A 16653-nucleotide genomic window follows, 5' to 3' on the forward strand; every position below is an offset into this window, starting at 1 on the left:
TATCACTGACCTATGACCGTCTCGCCCACCGCGGCTGCCGCAAGGCCGCCGTTCGACGCCGTAATCTTTGACCTGGACGGTGTTGTGACCAATACGGCGCGGACCCACCGGTCGGCCTGGAACGAGGCCTTCGAGCGCATCCTGAACGACCCCCGGGTCCCGGCAACGGCCGACCGCTCGCCGATGTCCAAGGCGGACTACGCGGCGTACGTTGACGGACTGCCCCGGGAGGAAGGGGTCCTGAAGTTCCTGGCCGCGAGGGGCGTCACGGTCGAGCGGGGAACCGAACGGGACAAACCAGGCACCTGGACCGCGCATGGGCTGGGCGCTCTGAAGAACGGAATCTTCCTGGAGCACTTACGGAAGGACGGGGTGCAGACCTATCCGGGCACAATGCAGCTGCTGGAGAGGCTGACCGATGCCGGCGTCCCCACCGCTGTGGTCACGTCCAGCCGCAATGCGTCCTTCGTCCTGGACGCGGCCGGTGTCACGGACCGTTTCAAGGTTGTGGTCGACGGCGGTTCCGCTGCCCGCCTCGGCCTGCGGGGCAAGCCCACACCGGATGTGTTCCTGGCCGCTGCCTTCCGGCTGGGAGTACCCCCGTCCCATGCCGTGGTCATCGAAGATTCGGTGGCGGGCGTTGAGGCAGCCCGCCGGGGCGGGTTCGGCCTCGTGGTCGGTATCGACCGCCACGGCACACGGCGCGACCTGGAGGCAGCCGGTGCCGGTGCCGTCCTGAATGACGTCGGCGAACTCGACCTGGGGCTGGTCCTGGGTGATGCATGGCGGCTCACCTATGAAGGTTTCGACGCCGGACACGAGGGGCACCGCGAAGCTCTGACGACGGTGGGCAACGGCTACCTGGCGGTCCGCGGAGCTGCACCGGAGGGCGGTGGCCTGTCCTCGTACGCCGGCATGTATCTTGCAGGGGTCTACAACCGCGCAGCGGCGGAAGCCGGCGGTGAGCCGGTGGTGGAGGAACACCTGGTCAACGCCCCCGATTGCCTGCCCTTGGACCTGCGGCTCGGGGACGGGGCCTGGTGGTCCGAAGGCGGAATGGCCGTCGTCCTGGAGCACCGGTCCCTGGACCTGCACCGTGCGGTCCTGGAACGCCGGCTGCTCCTGGAGGCGGGCGGGGGACGGCGGCTGGAGGTGGTCCAAAGCCGGTTCGCGTCCATGGCTGAACCGCACCTCCTGGTACTGGACACCACAATCACGCCACTGGGCTGGTCAGGAATGCTGGAAGTGCGCAGCGGCATCAACGCCGGGGTCCGCAACGCCAACATTCCCGGCCCGGCATCCGGCGAGGGCATCCACCTGGTCGATGTCACGGGCACAGGGCCGGCGGTGGAGGAACCTCCGGACGGAGGCATCTCCGTCGTCGAAGCAGAAACCACGCAGAGCCGCATCCGGATCGCTGCGGCATTCCGCACCTGCGTTCCCGGCGGCCTGGAAGGGAGGCGGGGGCAGTCGGGGGCCTTCCATTTCCGTACTTACCGGGTATCCCTCGCCGACGGCACTCCTGCGAGGGTTGGCAAGTTGGTGGGGGTGGTTACGTCCCGCGACCGGGCCATCTCCTCCCCGGCATCCGGGGCGGTGGCCGTCCTCGAACGCGCCGGCCATGATACCGGCACGCTCCTGGCCGCCCACCAGGACGCGTGGCAGCGCGAGCTGCGCCCGTTCCTGGTCGACCTTGACGCGCCGGGCCAGGTGCGGCTGGTGTTGAACCTCCATATCTTCCACGTCCTGCAGACCCTCACCCGCCACACCGCCGAACTCGACGCCGGCGTCACGGCCCGGGGCCTGCACGGCGAGGGATACCGGGGCCACGTGTTCTGGGATGAGCTGTTCGTGCTGCCGCTGCTGACGTCAAGGACGCCGCACGTGGCGCGGTCCCTCATCAATTACCGGTGGCGGCGCCTCCCGGCTGCCCGGCACGCAGCGGCGCAGCTGGGGTACCGCGGCGCGATGTTTCCCTGGCAGAGCGGCAGCGACGGCACGGAAGAAACCCCTAAATGGCTTTACAACGACAAGTCCGGCCGCTGGGTGAAGGACCACTCGCACCTGCAGCTGCACGCAGGCCTGGCGGTGGCCTTCAACGCCTGGCAGTACTACCAGGCGACCAACGACAAGACCTGGCTGCTCGGCAGGGGAGCAGAACTGATCATGGAGGTTGCCAGGTTCTTTTGTTCCCGGGCCGAATACAGCGAAAGCACCCGACGCTACCATCTCCGGGGCGTGGTGGGCCCGGACGAATACCACACCGGATACCCCAACAGGCCCGAGCCCGGGCTGGACGACAACGCCTACACCAACACCATGGCAGCCTGGTGCTGCCTCCGGGCAGCCGAGATCGCCACAACCTTCCAGGGCGGTGAGGCGGACGAACTTGCAGGACGGTTGGGCGTCACAGGAGGGGAAGTGGCCGGCTGGACCCGGGTGGGCAGGTTGTTCTTCGTGCCCTTCCATCCGGACGGCGTGATCAGCCAGTTCGCCGGTTACGGGGAGCTGGCCGAACTCGACTGGGACCGCTACCGGGAAACCTACGACAGCATTGAACGGCTGGACCTCATCCTGGAGGCCGAAGATGACGGGACCAACGGCTACAAACTTGCCAAGCAGGCCGACGTCCTGATGCTGCCGTACCTGCTGGGCAGGGATGGCCTGATCAGCCTGCTCTCCGAGCTGGGCTACACGCTGACCGTGGAACAGTTCAACCGGACCGTAGAGTACTACCTCAACCGGACCGCCCACGGGTCGACGCTGAGCCGGGTGGCCCACGCCTCCGTCCTGGCAGCCCTGGACGCCGACCGCGCCTGGGACAGTTTCCGGGAGGCATTGGACGCCGACCTGGACGATACCCAGCATGGCACTACCCGGGCGGGAATACATCTGGGTGCCATGGCGGGAACCGTCGATGTCGTCCAGCGCAGCTTCGCAGGACTGAGGCTCAGCGGTGACGCGCTGGTCTTCGCACCCAACATGCCCAACGGGCTCCGGTCCGTGGCCTTCGAAGTGCACTACCGCGGGCACCACCTGACAGTCGGGCTCAAGGACGGCCGGATACGGATAACTTCATCGCCGGGGGACGCCGCGCCGGTCAGGTTGAAGGTGGCCGGCGCCATCACGGCACTTTCGACGGGGGAGACCCGGGAGTTCCGGGTTCCGCGCCCCGACCCGGGCACGGCCGTGCCGTGAGGCAGTTCGGCATCCTCACGAGCGGCGGTGACTGCCCCGGGGTCAACGCGGTGATCCGCGGGGCTGTCCTGGCCGGCACGATCATCCATGGCTTCGGCTTCGTGGGCTTCCGCGACGGCTGGCGCGGTGTGCTGGAACAGGACATTGTTCCACTTCCCCGCCAAAGTGTCCGCGGGATCTCCCGCCTGGGCGGAACCATCCTGGGAACCTCCCGCACCAACCCGCTCAAAGACGGCGGGACAGCGGCGGTCCGTGACAGCTTCCGGCGCAACGGCCTGGACGGCCTGATCGCGATCGGCGGCGAGGGGACCCTGGCGGCAGCCAGGGAGTTGTACCGGCAGGGGATCAACGTGGTGGGCGTCCCCAAGACCATCGACAACGACCTCGGCGCCACCGACTACACCTTTGGCTTCGACTCCGCCGTCCAGACCGCCACGGAAGCCATCGACAGGCTCCGCACTACCGGCGAGTCACACCACCGCTGCATGATCGCGGAGGTCATGGGCCGCAACGCCGGCTGGATTGCCTTGCACGCCGGGTTGGCCTCCGGCGCCCACGCCATCCTGATCCCCGAGCACCCGGTGCCCCTCAAGCAGGCAGCCGCCTGGGTGTCCTCGGCCCGGGACCGGGGGCGGGCACCCCTCGTCGTGGTCGCCGAGGCCTTCACCCCCGTCGGCCAGGCGGCACCCTACGCGCCCCGCGGGCTGGACACCTTCGGCAGGCCGCGGCTTGGCGGCATCGGCCGGCTGTTGGAGGAGGAACTGCAGCGAATGACCGGGATCGAAACCCGCGCCACCATCCTCGGACATATCCAGCGCGGCGGCGAACCCACCGCTTACGACCGGGTGCTGGCCACCAGGCTGGGGACCGCCGCCGTCGACGCCGCCGCCAACGGCCGGTGGGGGACCATGGTGGCGCTCCGCGGCACGGACATTGTCAGCGTCGACCTGGGACTTGCCCTTGGAGAACCCAAACTGGTTCCGGAAGCGCGGTACCAGGAGGCGGCAGTCCTCTTCGGCTGAGCGCCCTTGCCGGCGGGTACCGCCGGACCGAAGTCACGCCGGCCGGACACGCAGGACAGCGGACCCTGTGATCCTGTCCGCGGCGAGGTCGGCCAGGGCTGTGCCTGCAGCGTCAAAGGGATAAACAGTGGTGGCCGGTTTCAACGGGATGTCCGCTGCCAGGGCAAGGAATTCACGGCCGTCAGCACGCGTATTCGCTGTCACGCTGCGCACCTGGCGCTCGTAGAACAGGTGGGCCTGGTAGTTCAGGGCCGGTATGTCGGTGAGGTGTATACCCGCGATGGCCAGCGTTCCACCCCGGTCAAGGGCGCCCAGCGCCACCGGTACCAGGTCGCCGACAGGGGCGAACAGGATAGCGGAATCCAGCGGCACGGGAGGGCGGTCATCGGCTCCGCCGACGAATTCCGCGCCAAGGTCCCTGGCGAGGGCGCGCGCCGAAGCGGAGCGGGTCATCACGTAGACCGTGGCGCCGAGGTGCATCGCCATCTGCGCGGTCAAGTGGGCGGAACTGCCAAAGCCATAGATGCCCAGCCGGCCGCCGGCGGGCAGATTGGCCCGTTTCAGTGCCCGGTACCCGATCAGGCCCGAGCAGAGCAGCGGTGCGGCCTCCTCGTCCGGGAAGACTTCCGGGATGGCGTAGGCGAAGTCCTGGTGGACAGTCAGTTGCTCGGCGTAGCCGCCGTCCTTGTCCCACCCGGTAAACACCGGCGCCGTGCACAGGTTTTCGTCCCCGCGGCGGCAGTAGGCGCAGGCGCCGCAGACGCCGCCGAGCCAGGCCACACCAACCTTGTCGCCGGGCAGGAACCGCGACACGCCCGCACCGATATCGGCCACGGTGCCCACGGCCTCATGCCCCGGCACGACGGCGGGATGCCGGGGCGGGAGGTCCCCTTCGGTCAGGTGAAGGTCGGTCCGGCATATGCCGCAGACCGTGACGTCGACCAGGACTTCATGGTCCCCGGGCCGTGGATCGGCGCGTTCACCCTGGACCAGGGGATGGCCGGATATGGGGCCCGGCCGGCCCACCCACCATGCACGCACTGTTTCCTCCTCTGCCGTCTGGCTCAAGGCTGGCAGCGTCAGTGCGCCGTGCCCAGAGCCGAAAGTCACATCCGCGGCCGGGATGAACGCCGGTCCGCGGTGTGCCGCTGGAACCAGGCGGCGGCTTCGACCGTAAGGCACCCGGCCACGGCTGCCGCCAAGACGGCAGCCAGGAGGTCCGGCGGCGGCCAGTCGAGCCGGAAGAAGTCCTTGACCGGTGGCAGGGTGAAGAGGATGGCCAAACCGCCGTACATGCCGGCGAGGATGAGCGCCTTGGGTGCCGTAAGCCGCCGGGATGCGACGACGAGGATCCAGGCTGCCACGAGGGCCAGCGCCAGGGCGGTTGCGGACTGCGTTTCTTCCGTGCTGTGCCCCGCAATGCGGGCGTAGGTGCCCACGGCCAGCACGCACAGTGCTGTTGCTGCCCCGGCAGGGACAGCGAAGGCCAGGGAACGGGCGAGGAACCCGGGAGCATAACGGCGGGCGCCGGGCTGCAGGGCCAGGAAGAAGCCCGGCAGGCCAATGGTCAGTCCATCGAGCACGGACAGCTGCCGTGGAAGGAACGGGAAGGGCCACAGGAGCAGTGCAAACGCCAGCGAGACGGCGGTGATGTAGACGGCCTTGCTGAGGAAGACCATGGATACCCGCTCGATGTTGCCGATAGCCCGGCGGCCTTCGGCGACCACGGAGGGCAGCCTGTCGAAGCGGCCGTCCAGGAGAACCATGCGCGCCACCGCTTTGGTGGCGGGGGACGCCGTGTCCATGGCAATACCCAGGTCGGCCTCCTTCAACGCAAGCACGTCATTGACCCCGTCCCCGGTCATGGCCACCGTGTGTCCGCGCCGCTGCAGGGCCTGGACCATGTCGCGTTTTTGCTCCGGGGTGACGCTGCCAAAAACGTCATGGGCAGCCAGGACTTCTTCCAGCCGGCGCGGGTCGGCAGGGAGGTCCCGGGCGTCAAAGGCTCCGCCGTCGCCTCCCAGGCCGACCTCTCCGGCGAGCGCCGCAACGGTGCGGGGATCATCGCCTGACAGGATCTTCAGGGTTACCCCCTGCTCCCGGAAGAATGCGAGGGTGCCTGCCGCCTCTTTACGGATGTTTTCCCGAAAGGTCAGCAGCAGCGCGGGGACCAGCCCGGCGGGCAGCTCCCCGTTTTCCCCCCGCTCCGGAAGGCTCCCGGGCAGGTGGGCAAGAGCCAGGGTGCGCAGCCCGCTGGACGCGAGTTCAACGGCGAGCCGGTAGGCACGGCCGTCACCCGGGTGGCTGCCAAGCACGGCGTCCGGGGCGCCAAGGACCCACGTTCCGGCGGCCGGCGAGCCCGGCGGGAACGTCACGGCACTCCACTTCCGCGCGGAGGCGAACGGTACCGATGCGGCCTCCTGGAGCAGCGTGTCCGCGGGGTAGGCGGCGCCGATGGCCGTGGCGGTGGTGCTGGCTTCGGCTTTGGCACCGAACCACTCAAGCGCCTGGCGCCACCCCGGCGCCGGTGGTGCGCCTGCATCGTGGACGGCGTCAAAGGCCATGGCTCCCGAGGACAGGGTGCCCGTCTTGTCGAGGCAGAGGACGTCAACCCTGGCCAGCACTTCAACGGCCGCGAGTTCCTGTACCAGCACCATGTGGCGGGCCAGCCGGACGCCGCCCACGGCGAACGCCACACTGGTCAGCAGGACCAGGCCCAGCGGGATCATCGAGATGATGCTGGCCACCACGCCCACCACGGCGGGTATCCAGCGGCCTGATGAAAAGGCCGCTGCCCAACCCCCGGCGCTCTGCACCTGGGCATGGGTCACCAGGAGCGCGGTGGGCAGGAGCAGCCACGTGATGACGCGGAGGACCTTGTCCAGGCCGGCGCGGATTTCCGATGTGACCAGGGAGAACCGTTTGGCCTCGGCCGTGAGCCGGTGGGCAAACGTGTCCGGGCCTACCCGGAACACCACCGCCGGGCTGCTTCCTGCCATGACCAGGGTTCCGGAGAGCAACACTGCCCCTGAGGATTTGGCGACGGGCGCGGATTCACCGGTGAGGAAGGACTCGTCCGCCTCAACGTACCCGCCGTCCAGGAGCCGCACGTCGGCGGTGACTTCTTCGCCGGGGCTGAGCAGGACTATGTCATCCGGCACCAGCTCCCCGGCGGGAACGGACTTGGCTTCGCCGTCGCGGATGACCCTGCTCCTGGACGCGTGGAGGATGGCCAGGCGGTCCAGCGACTGCTTGGCGCGGTACTCCTGGATGATCCCGATCAGGGCGTTGCCCAGGGCAGAAAAACCGAAGAGCGCGTCCCGCCACTGGTCCAGCACAAACAGCAGAATGAAGCTTCCTGCCACGATGCCGTTGAAGAGGGTCAGGACGTTGGCGCGGATGATCTCCCACATGCTGCGGCTGGTGGTTCCCGGCACCGTGTTGGCCAGGCCCCGGCCGGTCCGTTCCAGGACCTGGGCCGTTGTCAGCCCTGAGGGCAACGGGGTGACAGCCGGTGGACCGACCGCGTGGCGCGGTGCTCCGCTGTCGCCTGCCTCAGCCATTGCACTGAAGGAAGGCTCCGGTCCTCATTGTTCGTGCCGGACCTTCCGCAGCCGGGTGATAACCGTCGGACACGGCGGCCGGGACAGTACGGCGTGGGCGGTGGAGCCGAGGAGGAACCGGCTGACGCTGCCCCTGCCACGGCTGCCGACCACCAGCAGCCGGGCGTCTGCGGCCGCCTCCACGAGGGCATCGGCAGGTTCGAGGACAGTTTCCAGGAGTCCATGGACAACAAGGCCAGGGTGATCCTGGCGGAGCCCGGCCACCGTTTCGGAGAGGACGATCTGTTCCTCCTCCAGCACATGGCCGGCGAACCGGCTCGAGGGCAGGCCGGCTTTGATCCAGCGGTTGGGGCCAGTGAAGGCGTAGGCAACCGTCAATTCCTCGCCGAGCGCGTCCGCCTCGGCCGCTGCGAAAGCCACGGCCTGCGTCGCCTCTTCCGAGCCGTCCACACCAACTACCACGCCGCGGCCTGCTTCCTGCCCGGCTCCGATAACAGCCACCGGGCACTGCGCGGTGGCTGCCGCCTGCAGCGCCCGGTCAGTGAGGGCCCCGCGCGGGTGGCTGCTGGTGCCAAGGACCAGCATGGACACATTCGCGGAATAGGAGCCGAGGGATGAGCCAATGCCGCCCTCCAGCAGTTCACTGGATACCTGGAGGCCGGGCGCACCGTCCCTGACGCGTTTTACGGCCTCTCCGAGGAGTTCCAGGCCCGACTCCCGCAAAACGTCGATGTACGGCAGCGCCTCGCCTGACATCCAGCGGTCGTCCAGGACGTGGACGATCACGAGGGGAGTGTGCAGCCTACGGGCGCGCGCGGTCGCCCATGCCAGGGCGGCGTTGGAAGCGGCGGAGTCGGTGATGCCGACGGCGATGGGCTGGGTCATGGGATTCACCTTTTTCTGGTCCCGGGCAGCGGGGTCAGGCGGGGCCTTCCGGTTCGAGCGGCGGCCACCAGTGCGTGGGAGGGGCGATGACGAACCTCCGCCCGGTGATATCCGCCGGTGTGACCCTGATCAGGTTGTCCTTGGGCCCTGCCTGCCAGGGAGACAGTCCGGCGTCCATGGCATCTTGCACTTCCTCGGCGTCGCTGACCACCGCGGCATGCCCTTTGACCACCACGCTCCATGCGATGGTGCCGTACTGGTTCATGCCGTCGGCTTCCAGTGACATGGCGCCCCGCGAACCGGCGGCTTCCAGTTTGGTTCCTTCCCCGCTGCGGATCAGCAGTGTTCCGTTGACGGGGACGTAGTTCACGGGGAAGATCTCCACCGTGTCCCCATGGTTGAAAGCGATCCTGCCCACGGAGACCGTGCGCAGATACCGCCAGCAATCATGGATGCCGAGTACTTCCGCTTCCGGTTCTGTCGCTGCTGTATCCATGACCGCAGCTTAGGGCCGGTTCCGTGGCCCGGTGTAGGGGAAAAAGTCCCTTCACGTGCTGGGACGGCGGCGGCCGGGCCAAGCTGCCAAAACTGCCGCTGCCCGGGCATTTCACCCATCGGCCACGTCTCCTAGACTGGTGCCAGGGCTGATGCTGTGCGCCCGGCAAACGGTAGCGCGGCGAGGGATCGGTGATCCCAAGCCTTAAGGGGCTGCTGAGGGGCCGCAAGGACGCGGGCGTATCAACAGGAGGTCGGACGTGAGTACGGAGCCGTGGCGCTCGCCCATGAGGGAGAGAGCTGAAGACCTCCTGCGGGACTTTGTTGCCCGGGCGGACGAACTGCTGCAGACCCAGGAGCGCATGAACGGACTGCTCTCCGCCGTGGTCGGCCTCGCCCAGGACCTCAGCCTGGAGACCGTACTGGACCGTCTGGTCCGATCTGCATGTGAGCTCGTCGGCGCCAGATACGGCGCACTGGGTGTGATCGGCGAGGACCGCAGCCTTAGCCACTTCATCACGGTGGGAATTGACAGTGAAGGGATCACATCCATTGGCGACCTGCCCACCGGCCACGGTGTCCTGGGCCTGCTGATCCGCGAACCGAAACCTTTGCGGCTCCACGACCTGGGCCAACACCCCATAGCCTCGGGTTTCCCTGCCAATCATCCCCCCATGAGGACATTCCTGGGCGTGCCAGTCCGGGTCCGCGACGAAGTCTTCGGGAACCTCTACCTTACGGAGAAGAACGGCGGGCAGGACTTCACGCCGGAGGACGAGGACCTTGCGGTGGCGCTGGCAGCCGCAGCAGGCGTGGCCATCCAGAACGCCCGCCTGTTCGACGACAGCCGGCGGCGCCAGAAATGGCTCGAAGCGGGGATGGAACTGAGCAGCAGGCTCATTGTCACCCCCCAGCCGGGAAATGTGGAGAACCTGGATCTCGTTGCCGACACGGCATTGAAGGTCTCGGAGTCCGCGCTCGCCGTGGTTGCCGTCCCGGGCGGTGATGGAACCCTGCGGTGCCGGTCCGCCCTCGGCGCACAGAGCCTGCAGGCGGGCCAGGAAATCAAGGGTTCAGCCCTGATTTCGGGTGTCACCGGAACAGGCGAGTCGGCGATGGCCGGTGATCCGCGGCAGGTTTTCGATGCTGAGGTCGCGGAAAAGCTGGGTGCCGTCCTTGTATGTGCACTGGGCCATGGCAGCAGCGGGAACGGTGTGTTGCTGCTTGCCCGGCCGCCGGGTGCAGGGTCCTTCACCCAGGCGGAGGTTGAATCGAGTTCAATGTTCGGCAGCAGGATCGGCCTGGCCCTGGACCTTGCCCGGGTCCACGCGCTGCGTGAGCAGAACCTGCTGTTCACGGACCGGGAGCGGATTGCGCGCGACCTGCACGACCTGGTGATCCAGCGCCTGTTCGCGTCCGGCCTCAGCATCCAGAGCCTTCGCCGCTACTCACAGGATCCCGTCGCGCATGACCGGATAGCGGCAGTCACCGGCGAGCTTGATGACACCATCCGGATCCTGCGCGACACAATCTATTCGCTCCGCACCGGGGAAGTGGACACCGGGCCGTTGACGGGCCGCATCCTGAAAGTGGCGGAGGAAAACTCCAGGGGATACGCCACGGCACCACGGGTTTCTTTCGTGGGGCCGGTGGATGAGGCCGTAGGGGAGAATATCGCGGGGCACGTGCTCTCGGTCCTGTCCGAGGGGCTGAGCAACGCTGCACGGCATTCAGGAGCCGACGATATCCGGGTCACCGTGTCGCTGCGCGACGGCGGAGTGGAACTGGTGATCACAGACAACGGCCGTGGATTCACCGAACCTTCCCATGTCAGCGGCCTCGCCAACATGCGGCACCGTGCCGAACTGCTCGGTGGTTCCTGCATCGTCGACAGCACTCCGGGCCGGGGTACACGCATCGTCTGGTCCGCGAAGCTCCAGTAGGGCGTACCCTGCGGTGGCTCAGGGCGCGTCCTGGCCCGCCCGCGTGACGTAGACCGCCGCCTGGGTGCGCCGCTCGAAACCCAGTTTCGCCAGGATCGAGGACACGTAGTTCTTGACAGTCTTCTCGGCCAGGTACAGTTCAGCACCGATTTGCCGGTTGGTCATGCCCTGCCCGATCAGTGTCAAAACCTTCCTCTCCTGCGCGCTGAGCGCCTCGGTCCTGGGGTCGACGGGAGTGTCGGGGAGCCCGGCGATGATCCGCTCCCGGTCACCGGGTTCAAACAGGGACTCCCCGGCTGCGGCCCTTCGGATTCCGTTGAGAAGGTCGTTGCTTCTGATCTGCTTGAGGATGTAGCCCGAAGCCCCTGCCAGCACGGCGCCGCGGAGGGCCTGCTCGTCGTCGTAACTGGTGAGAATCAGGCAACGCAGACCGGGGTCCAGCGAGCGTACGTCACGGCAGACTTCGATGCCCGTGCCGTCGGGCAGGCGCCCGTCCAGGATCGAGATATCCGGCCGCAGTGCCGGTATGCGCCTGGTGGCTTCCGCGGCGGATCCGCTTTCGCCCACCACCACGAAACCTTCACCTTCCAGCAAATCCTTCAGTCCCTGCCGGACAAGCTCGTGGTCGTCGAGGATGAACACCCGCAGGGGCCCTCCCGGGCCGGCGTCTCCTGCCGGGCCTGTTTCATGCCTGTACACCTTTGCTCCCGTCTCAATGGGACTCGGCCCGCACGATTGCCCGGGCGGCCCGGCTGGCGGGCATAGACCATTCTTCCGTCCCCGCAACCATGCCGGAAGGGACTAAAGCCACGTGTCGCCGTGCACCGGTCATGACTTTGGGCCCTAGGCCCGGAAGGCGGTCGGCCCCAGGGTTGTAACAGACAACAGAGGACGGAGCCGCACAATGGATACCGGCAGCAAGCCACCCGTGATCATCGTGGGCGTTGACGGGTCCACGGCGTCCATCGCAGCTCTCCGCACAGCAGAGCAGCTGGCAGGACCACTGGCAGCCCAGGTGGAAGCCTGGACGTGCTGGGATGTCCCTCCGGGTTACGGGGTGTATCTGGCGGTGGGCATCGAGGGATTCAAGTTTGCAGCCAAAGAAATGCTGCAGCACTCGCTCACCGACGCATTTGGCGCGGAACGGCCTGCCGGCCTGCGAGGCAGGCTGAAGCGCGGCAGGCCCGGACACCTGCTGGTGGAAGCCAGCCGGGACGCAGCACTCCTCATTGTTGGCCGGCGGGGCCATGGCGGGTTCGTGCCGGGATCGGTGAGTTCAGCCTGCGTCAGCCACGCCCACTGTCCTGTCCTGGTGGTTCATGCCGAGGACAAGGACGTAAAAGAGGACAAGAACCCTGAAGACAGGGACGGCGACGGCGGGCGGTGAGACGGGCGGGCGCGCTCAATGGTGACCCGCTCAAGGGTGACGGGTGCCGTCGTCGTGCTTCTCCGCGTGGTGCCTGCCTGCGTCGTGGTGCTCGCCGTTTTCTTCGCCGACCAGCTCATGCAGGCCCTGGACCGCCTCTGCCAGGGACAGATCGGGCGATTGGGCAATGAATGGCATGAGGAGACGGTTCTCTTTGTCCAGGTGCACCGCGAACAGCCTTTGGACTGCCGCGCCCGCCACTGCGGCGGCAACCCCGGTTGACGTGCGCAGTTCCTCCACCAGGTCCACGATCACGCGGTGCTCCGCCAGCATCCCTTCCACCAGGAGTTTCCCTTCCGGCGTCCCATGCGGCCCGCTGTACAACGGTCCCTCTTCTGCCAGGGCATGCGGGATGAGTTCCGCGTCACACCAGTCCACGAGGGTTGCCTGCGCCGCCTGCCCGGCGGCGGGATCACCTGCTTCGACTGCCTCCAGCAGCAGTGCGACAAGCCCGTTGAGATGCCGGAGCATTTCCGCGTGGTGGTTCTCCACTGCCTGCATCGCCTGGGTCTCTGCGGCAGCGTCTTTTACCTGGTTCATGGTGCCTTCCTTGGTGTTGGGCGGTTTCCCGGGCGTGTGCCACGGCCGGTGGTTAACGGTGGCACCGCGGCCACCACGTGGTCCGCGGGGCCGTGTCCGGCCAGCAGGCCCAAAGACAGCAGCAGGAAGCCAAGCTCAGCCAAGCCCACCGCAAAGTAGAGTGCCTGGAGGGCGCTGAACGGGATAAACACCATCTGGACGAAGATCCAGATCAGGATTGCGAACGCGGCCACCGCGGTGACGAAACGGGCCGGGTGCGACCTGCGAAGGGTCAGCACGAAGGCGGCCAGATGCGTTCCGCCCACAACTACTGTGAGGATCAGGCCCGGGACAAGGTAGCTCTCGAACGGTGAATCCTGGAGCAGCCACAAGGGCAGCGACGCTTCCGGCGGCAAGGCAACCGCGCCAGGGCCCAGCCAGGTCTGCACCAGCATCACGAGTCCACTGATGATGGACGTCGCCGCGGTGAATCCCAGCAGGACCAGCAAGACAATGCGGCTCATGGTTTTCTCCTTTTCCTGCCGCACAGCGGCTCCCGGGGCAGCCGCAGGTTCCGTTCCAATGCCACCAGCAAGCGGGGGCCAGCGGCAGAGCCATTGGTCCCCTAATCCGGCGGCAGTGCCGCTGCCGGGGCTTTCGGCTCTGGCCCCTTTCCCCGCTGCACGGGGAACCTTGAAGGGAACAAAGGAGCACTGGATGGCGGGACACGCAGGTACCCGGGAAGGCCAGGAGCTGATGCGCCGGACGTTCCTCACCCGGTGGGTGGTATGGGTGGGCCTGGGCGAAAGCCTGGGATTCCTGGCTCCGGCTGCTGTGCAACTGCTGGCTGCGGCCTTCTGGCCCGCAGCGGTGTTTCCGCTGCTCGTTGCGGCGGGAGCCGTTGAGGGCGCCGTCCTCGGCTGGTTCCAGGCAAAGGTGCTCAGGACCCGCCTTCCCGGGGTTTCAAAGAACCGGTGGGTCTTGCTTACGGCTGCCGCGGCTGCCGCCGCCTGGGCCCTGGGGCTGCTGCCGTCCGCCACGGACGCCTGGCAGGACTGGCCGGTGGCCACACAAGTGGTTGCCGGGAGTGCCGGCGGGGCCGCGCTCCTGGTTTCACTCGGCCTGGCGCAATGGTTTGAACTGCGGCGGCACGTGGCTGGGGCCTGGCGCTGGATAGCGGGCAGTGCCGCTGCCTGGGCTGCCGGGCTTGGTGTCTTCATGGCGGTTGCCACCCCGCTGTGGCAGCCGGGTCAGGACTGGGTGCTGGTGGCCGCCATTGGCGTGGCCGCGGCGGTCCTCATGGCCGGGTCCATGGCCGTTGTCACCGGCGTGGTGATGTCACGCCTCGTTGGGGACGGACCCCGCCGGGCGGTTAGCTCCCGCCCGTTCCCGTGACCGCCCCCTGGTTAGGGTGCCGTTTTCAAGCGGGATAACGTCGATGCGCTCCTGTCCTTGCGCCCCGGCCCCGATTACCACCAGGACGTTGCGGGCGGTGACCCCGGCCAGTGCAGCGACCACTCTGTCCGCGAGCCCATCCTGCCGTGGTGTGGTCTCCTTCACCGGGGACAGGGCTGCCGCCGACTGTGCGTCCCCGGCAGCATCAGCCCTTCGCCACACTGTGACCGAAGCTCCGGTAGCGCCGGCGATGGCCGCCGGCAGGGCCTCCCCGGCTGTCCCCGCCACGAGGGTTATCTGCTCGATGGTGCGGCCGCTGCCCTGCGGGGAACCCGCGGTGGGGATGGACCTCTCGTGGCGCCACAGGACAAAGTGGTATCCGGCGACGAGGGCCGCGGCTACCAGCAAACCGAACGGTGCCCGGATCCGGTCCACGAGGCTTCCGCCGGAGACTTCACCAAGCACGAATTCGAAGAGCCGGTATCCGATGACGAGGAGCGCGATGAGTGCCACGACAGCACTGATGCCGAAGAACACCACCAGGTAGACGCGGCGTCCGGGCGTGAGGGTCTCCGTGCCGTGCCGCTGCTTCAGCGGCTTCCAGGTCCGCCACCACACCGGACCACCCACCGCCAGGGAGCTGATGCCTCCCAGCAGCAGCGTGCGGGGGCCGCCGCCGGCCAGGGGTGAGACAGCCATGGCAAGAGTGGCGTTGATGATGACGCCCACCCCGGCAGCGGCCGCTGCCAGCGCGATGCCGGACGTCACCAGCCGTCCCGCCCGCCTGGCTGCAGCCGAACCGCTTGTTCCGCTGACCCGGTGGTACCGCCACACCAGCGCGCCGATGACTGCTGAGGCAATCGCAGAGCCGGCAGGGGCCAGCAGTTCATCCGTGGGCACGTCCCGGACGAACACGGTCCGAAGGAGGACAAAGAGCACGACGGCGGCTCCGCCCAGCGCCGTGATCCCCGCCGCGAAAATCCCTGCGGCGAGCACCGCCACGTGCATCAGGGCGGTGCCGGCAGCCCGGCCGGCCTCCCTGATCCAATGCCACCACCACACAACGGAGCCGCCGGCTGCCCACACCAGCCCCTGCAGCACGGGCTGCCACCATTCCCCCTGCCCGGGGGTGAGGCTGGTGAAGCCGCGGATTGCGGTGTCGAGCAGGTCACCCAGCGCGGCAATGGCGGCGAAGGTTGCCACCAGCAGTCCAAAGACCGTGCCGATGACGGCAGGAACGTCGTCGAGGTTGATGGGGCGCTTTGCCGTGTGCCTCCACATCCAGCGGTGCCACAGCCAGACCGCGGCCCAGGCCATGCCGGTCGCCAGGGATTCCTGCCAGAATGGTTCCTCCGGGCTGATCAGCGATGCCGCCGCCGCCAGCAGTGAAGTGCTCGCCTGGATGAGGGAGACTGCATAGACCGCTGCCAGGTACAGGCCCCAGCCGGGAGCGGTGCGTTCGGCCTCATCGTCCAGCCGTCGCCAGACCACCCACCACAGAAGTGCTGCGAGCGGGCCGCCGATGAGCGTGAACGCCAGGGACAGGGCCAGCCCGCCCACCTCCGTTGATGCCAGGACCGCACCCGAGGTGAAAAGCCGCTGCAGGAGTCCGCCCAGTCCCACGGCAGTTATGGATACGAGGGCGAACAGCAGAACGTACAGGATGAGACGGCGGAGGGTCAGCTGGGCGGTGGCTGCCGCCGGGGCAGCGTTCCGGGCCGGGGCGTTCACGGCTTAACGCCTGCCCCGGCACAGGACAGCAGCTGGTACGGTGCCTGGTCGATCAGCCACTTGTCCTGGACCTTCAGCAGTGAGAACCGGTCCTCGGCCTGGTACTCCGACGGGCCGAAGGGGCCGCCGCCCGCGTCCAATTCCGTAATCGAGACTTTCACCAGGGCCGAAGTTTCCCTCTCGGTCGTGGAAATCAGCACCACCCGTTCGGGGACCGGCCCGCCTTCGCGGAAACCGCTGCAGGCGGAACGGGCAGCATCGGTGAGGTAGGAGTCGGCGGTGGCGGTGTCGCCGTCGATGACCGCCGTGCTGTAACGCTGGACAACGCCGGCAGGGGTGGACGCATCGAGTTGTTCAGGCTCTCCACGCGAAAATACCACCGCCAGCGCAACGACCACCAGGCCGGCGATGGCGGCGACAATGGCGATCAGGATTCGGTCTGTTTTGTGCGCGCCAGCGTTCATGCAGACAGTATG

Annotated in this window: 14 protein-coding genes; 5 read left to right on the plus strand and 9 right to left on the minus strand. The window is 67.7% G+C overall.

Features of this window, described 5'->3' with window-relative positions:
• The first annotated feature begins 12 nt into the window (after positions 1-12).
• Both ACYQ1Z_RS11310 and ACYQ1Z_RS11315 read left to right on the plus strand, forming a co-directional pair.
• The gene (locus tag ACYQ1Z_RS11310) at positions 13-3198 is read left to right on the plus strand and encodes a beta-phosphoglucomutase family hydrolase (RefSeq protein ID WP_459792617.1); all 3186 of its coding nucleotides are present in this window, start codon (positions 13-15) and stop codon (positions 3196-3198) included.
• The gene (locus ACYQ1Z_RS11315; protein ID WP_459792618.1) at positions 3195-4220 is read left to right on the plus strand and encodes an ATP-dependent 6-phosphofructokinase; all 1026 of its coding nucleotides are present in this window, start codon (positions 3195-3197) and stop codon (positions 4218-4220) included. Before ACYQ1Z_RS11310 ends, ACYQ1Z_RS11315 begins: the two co-directional genes overlap by 4 nt.
• A 33-nt stretch (positions 4221-4253) precedes the next feature.
• Here the strand turns inward: ACYQ1Z_RS11315 and ACYQ1Z_RS11320 are convergent, their stop codons facing one another.
• Genes ACYQ1Z_RS11320 through ACYQ1Z_RS11335 form a run of 4 tightly spaced genes read right to left on the minus strand, consistent with a single transcriptional unit; the run spans position 4254 to position 9164 of the window.
• Positions 4254-5288, minus strand: coding sequence for a zinc-dependent alcohol dehydrogenase family protein (locus tag ACYQ1Z_RS11320; protein ID WP_459792619.1), 1035 nt, complete (start codon positions 5286-5288; stop codon positions 4254-4256).
• A 38-nt stretch (positions 5289-5326) separates the two neighbouring features.
• Complete coding sequence (locus tag ACYQ1Z_RS11325) at positions 5327-7783, minus strand: HAD-IC family P-type ATPase (protein WP_459792620.1); 2457 nt, start codon at positions 7781-7783, stop codon at positions 5327-5329.
• A gap of 24 nt (positions 7784-7807) precedes the next feature.
• Entirely contained in the window at positions 7808-8668 is an 861-nt protein-coding gene (locus ACYQ1Z_RS11330) for a universal stress protein (RefSeq protein ID WP_459792621.1), read from the minus strand.
• A 34-nt stretch (positions 8669-8702) separates the two neighbouring features.
• Positions 8703-9164: a pyridoxamine 5'-phosphate oxidase family protein gene (locus ACYQ1Z_RS11335; RefSeq protein ID WP_459792622.1), complete on the minus strand. Its 462-nt coding sequence runs from the start codon at positions 9162-9164 to the stop codon at positions 8703-8705.
• 286 nt (positions 9165-9450) lie between these two features.
• On the opposite strand from ACYQ1Z_RS11335, the gene ACYQ1Z_RS11340 reads away from it, so the two are divergent.
• Complete coding sequence (locus ACYQ1Z_RS11340) at positions 9451-11106, plus strand: GAF domain-containing sensor histidine kinase (protein WP_459792623.1); 1656 nt, start codon at positions 9451-9453, stop codon at positions 11104-11106.
• 18 nt (positions 11107-11124) lie between these two features.
• Here the strand turns inward: ACYQ1Z_RS11340 and ACYQ1Z_RS11345 are convergent, their stop codons facing one another.
• Positions 11125-11805: a response regulator gene (locus tag ACYQ1Z_RS11345; RefSeq protein WP_459792624.1), complete on the minus strand. Its 681-nt coding sequence runs from the start codon at positions 11803-11805 to the stop codon at positions 11125-11127.
• A gap of 205 nt (positions 11806-12010) precedes the next feature.
• Here ACYQ1Z_RS11345 and ACYQ1Z_RS11350 point away from each other — a divergent pair, with 205 nt between their 5' ends.
• Positions 12011-12493: a universal stress protein gene (locus ACYQ1Z_RS11350; protein WP_459792625.1), complete on the plus strand. Its 483-nt coding sequence runs from the start codon at positions 12011-12013 to the stop codon at positions 12491-12493.
• A gap of 30 nt (positions 12494-12523) precedes the next feature.
• Here the strand turns inward: ACYQ1Z_RS11350 and ACYQ1Z_RS11355 are convergent, their stop codons facing one another.
• Both ACYQ1Z_RS11355 and ACYQ1Z_RS11360 read right to left on the minus strand, forming a co-directional pair.
• Positions 12524-13072 carry a hemerythrin domain-containing protein gene (locus tag ACYQ1Z_RS11355; protein WP_459792626.1) on the minus strand — a complete coding sequence of 183 codons (549 nt, stop codon included), beginning with the start codon at positions 13070-13072 and terminating at the stop codon, positions 12524-12526.
• Positions 13069-13575, minus strand: a complete 507-nt coding sequence (locus ACYQ1Z_RS11360) for a hypothetical protein (RefSeq protein WP_459792627.1) — start codon at positions 13573-13575, stop codon at positions 13069-13071. The genes ACYQ1Z_RS11355 and ACYQ1Z_RS11360 overlap by 4 nt, the downstream gene beginning before the upstream one ends.
• A gap of 193 nt (positions 13576-13768) precedes the next feature.
• Between ACYQ1Z_RS11360 and ACYQ1Z_RS11365 the strand changes: the two genes are divergently transcribed.
• Positions 13769-14446 (plus strand): hypothetical protein, encoded by a 678-nt coding sequence (locus ACYQ1Z_RS11365; RefSeq protein WP_459792628.1) that lies wholly within the window; start codon positions 13769-13771, stop codon positions 14444-14446.
• Here ACYQ1Z_RS11365 and ACYQ1Z_RS11370 read toward each other — a convergent pair.
• Both ACYQ1Z_RS11370 and ACYQ1Z_RS11375 read right to left on the minus strand, forming a co-directional pair.
• Positions 14390-16177, minus strand: a complete 1788-nt coding sequence (locus ACYQ1Z_RS11370; protein ID WP_459792629.1) for a DUF5671 domain-containing protein — start codon at positions 16175-16177, stop codon at positions 14390-14392. The genes ACYQ1Z_RS11365 and ACYQ1Z_RS11370 overlap by 57 nt on opposite strands.
• Positions 16174-16641: a hypothetical protein gene (locus tag ACYQ1Z_RS11375; RefSeq protein ID WP_459792630.1), complete on the minus strand. Its 468-nt coding sequence runs from the start codon at positions 16639-16641 to the stop codon at positions 16174-16176. Before ACYQ1Z_RS11375 ends, ACYQ1Z_RS11370 begins: the two co-directional genes overlap by 4 nt.
• Positions 16642-16653 lie beyond the last annotated feature (12 nt).

The organism is Arthrobacter sp. AD-310 (assembly GCF_054656615.1).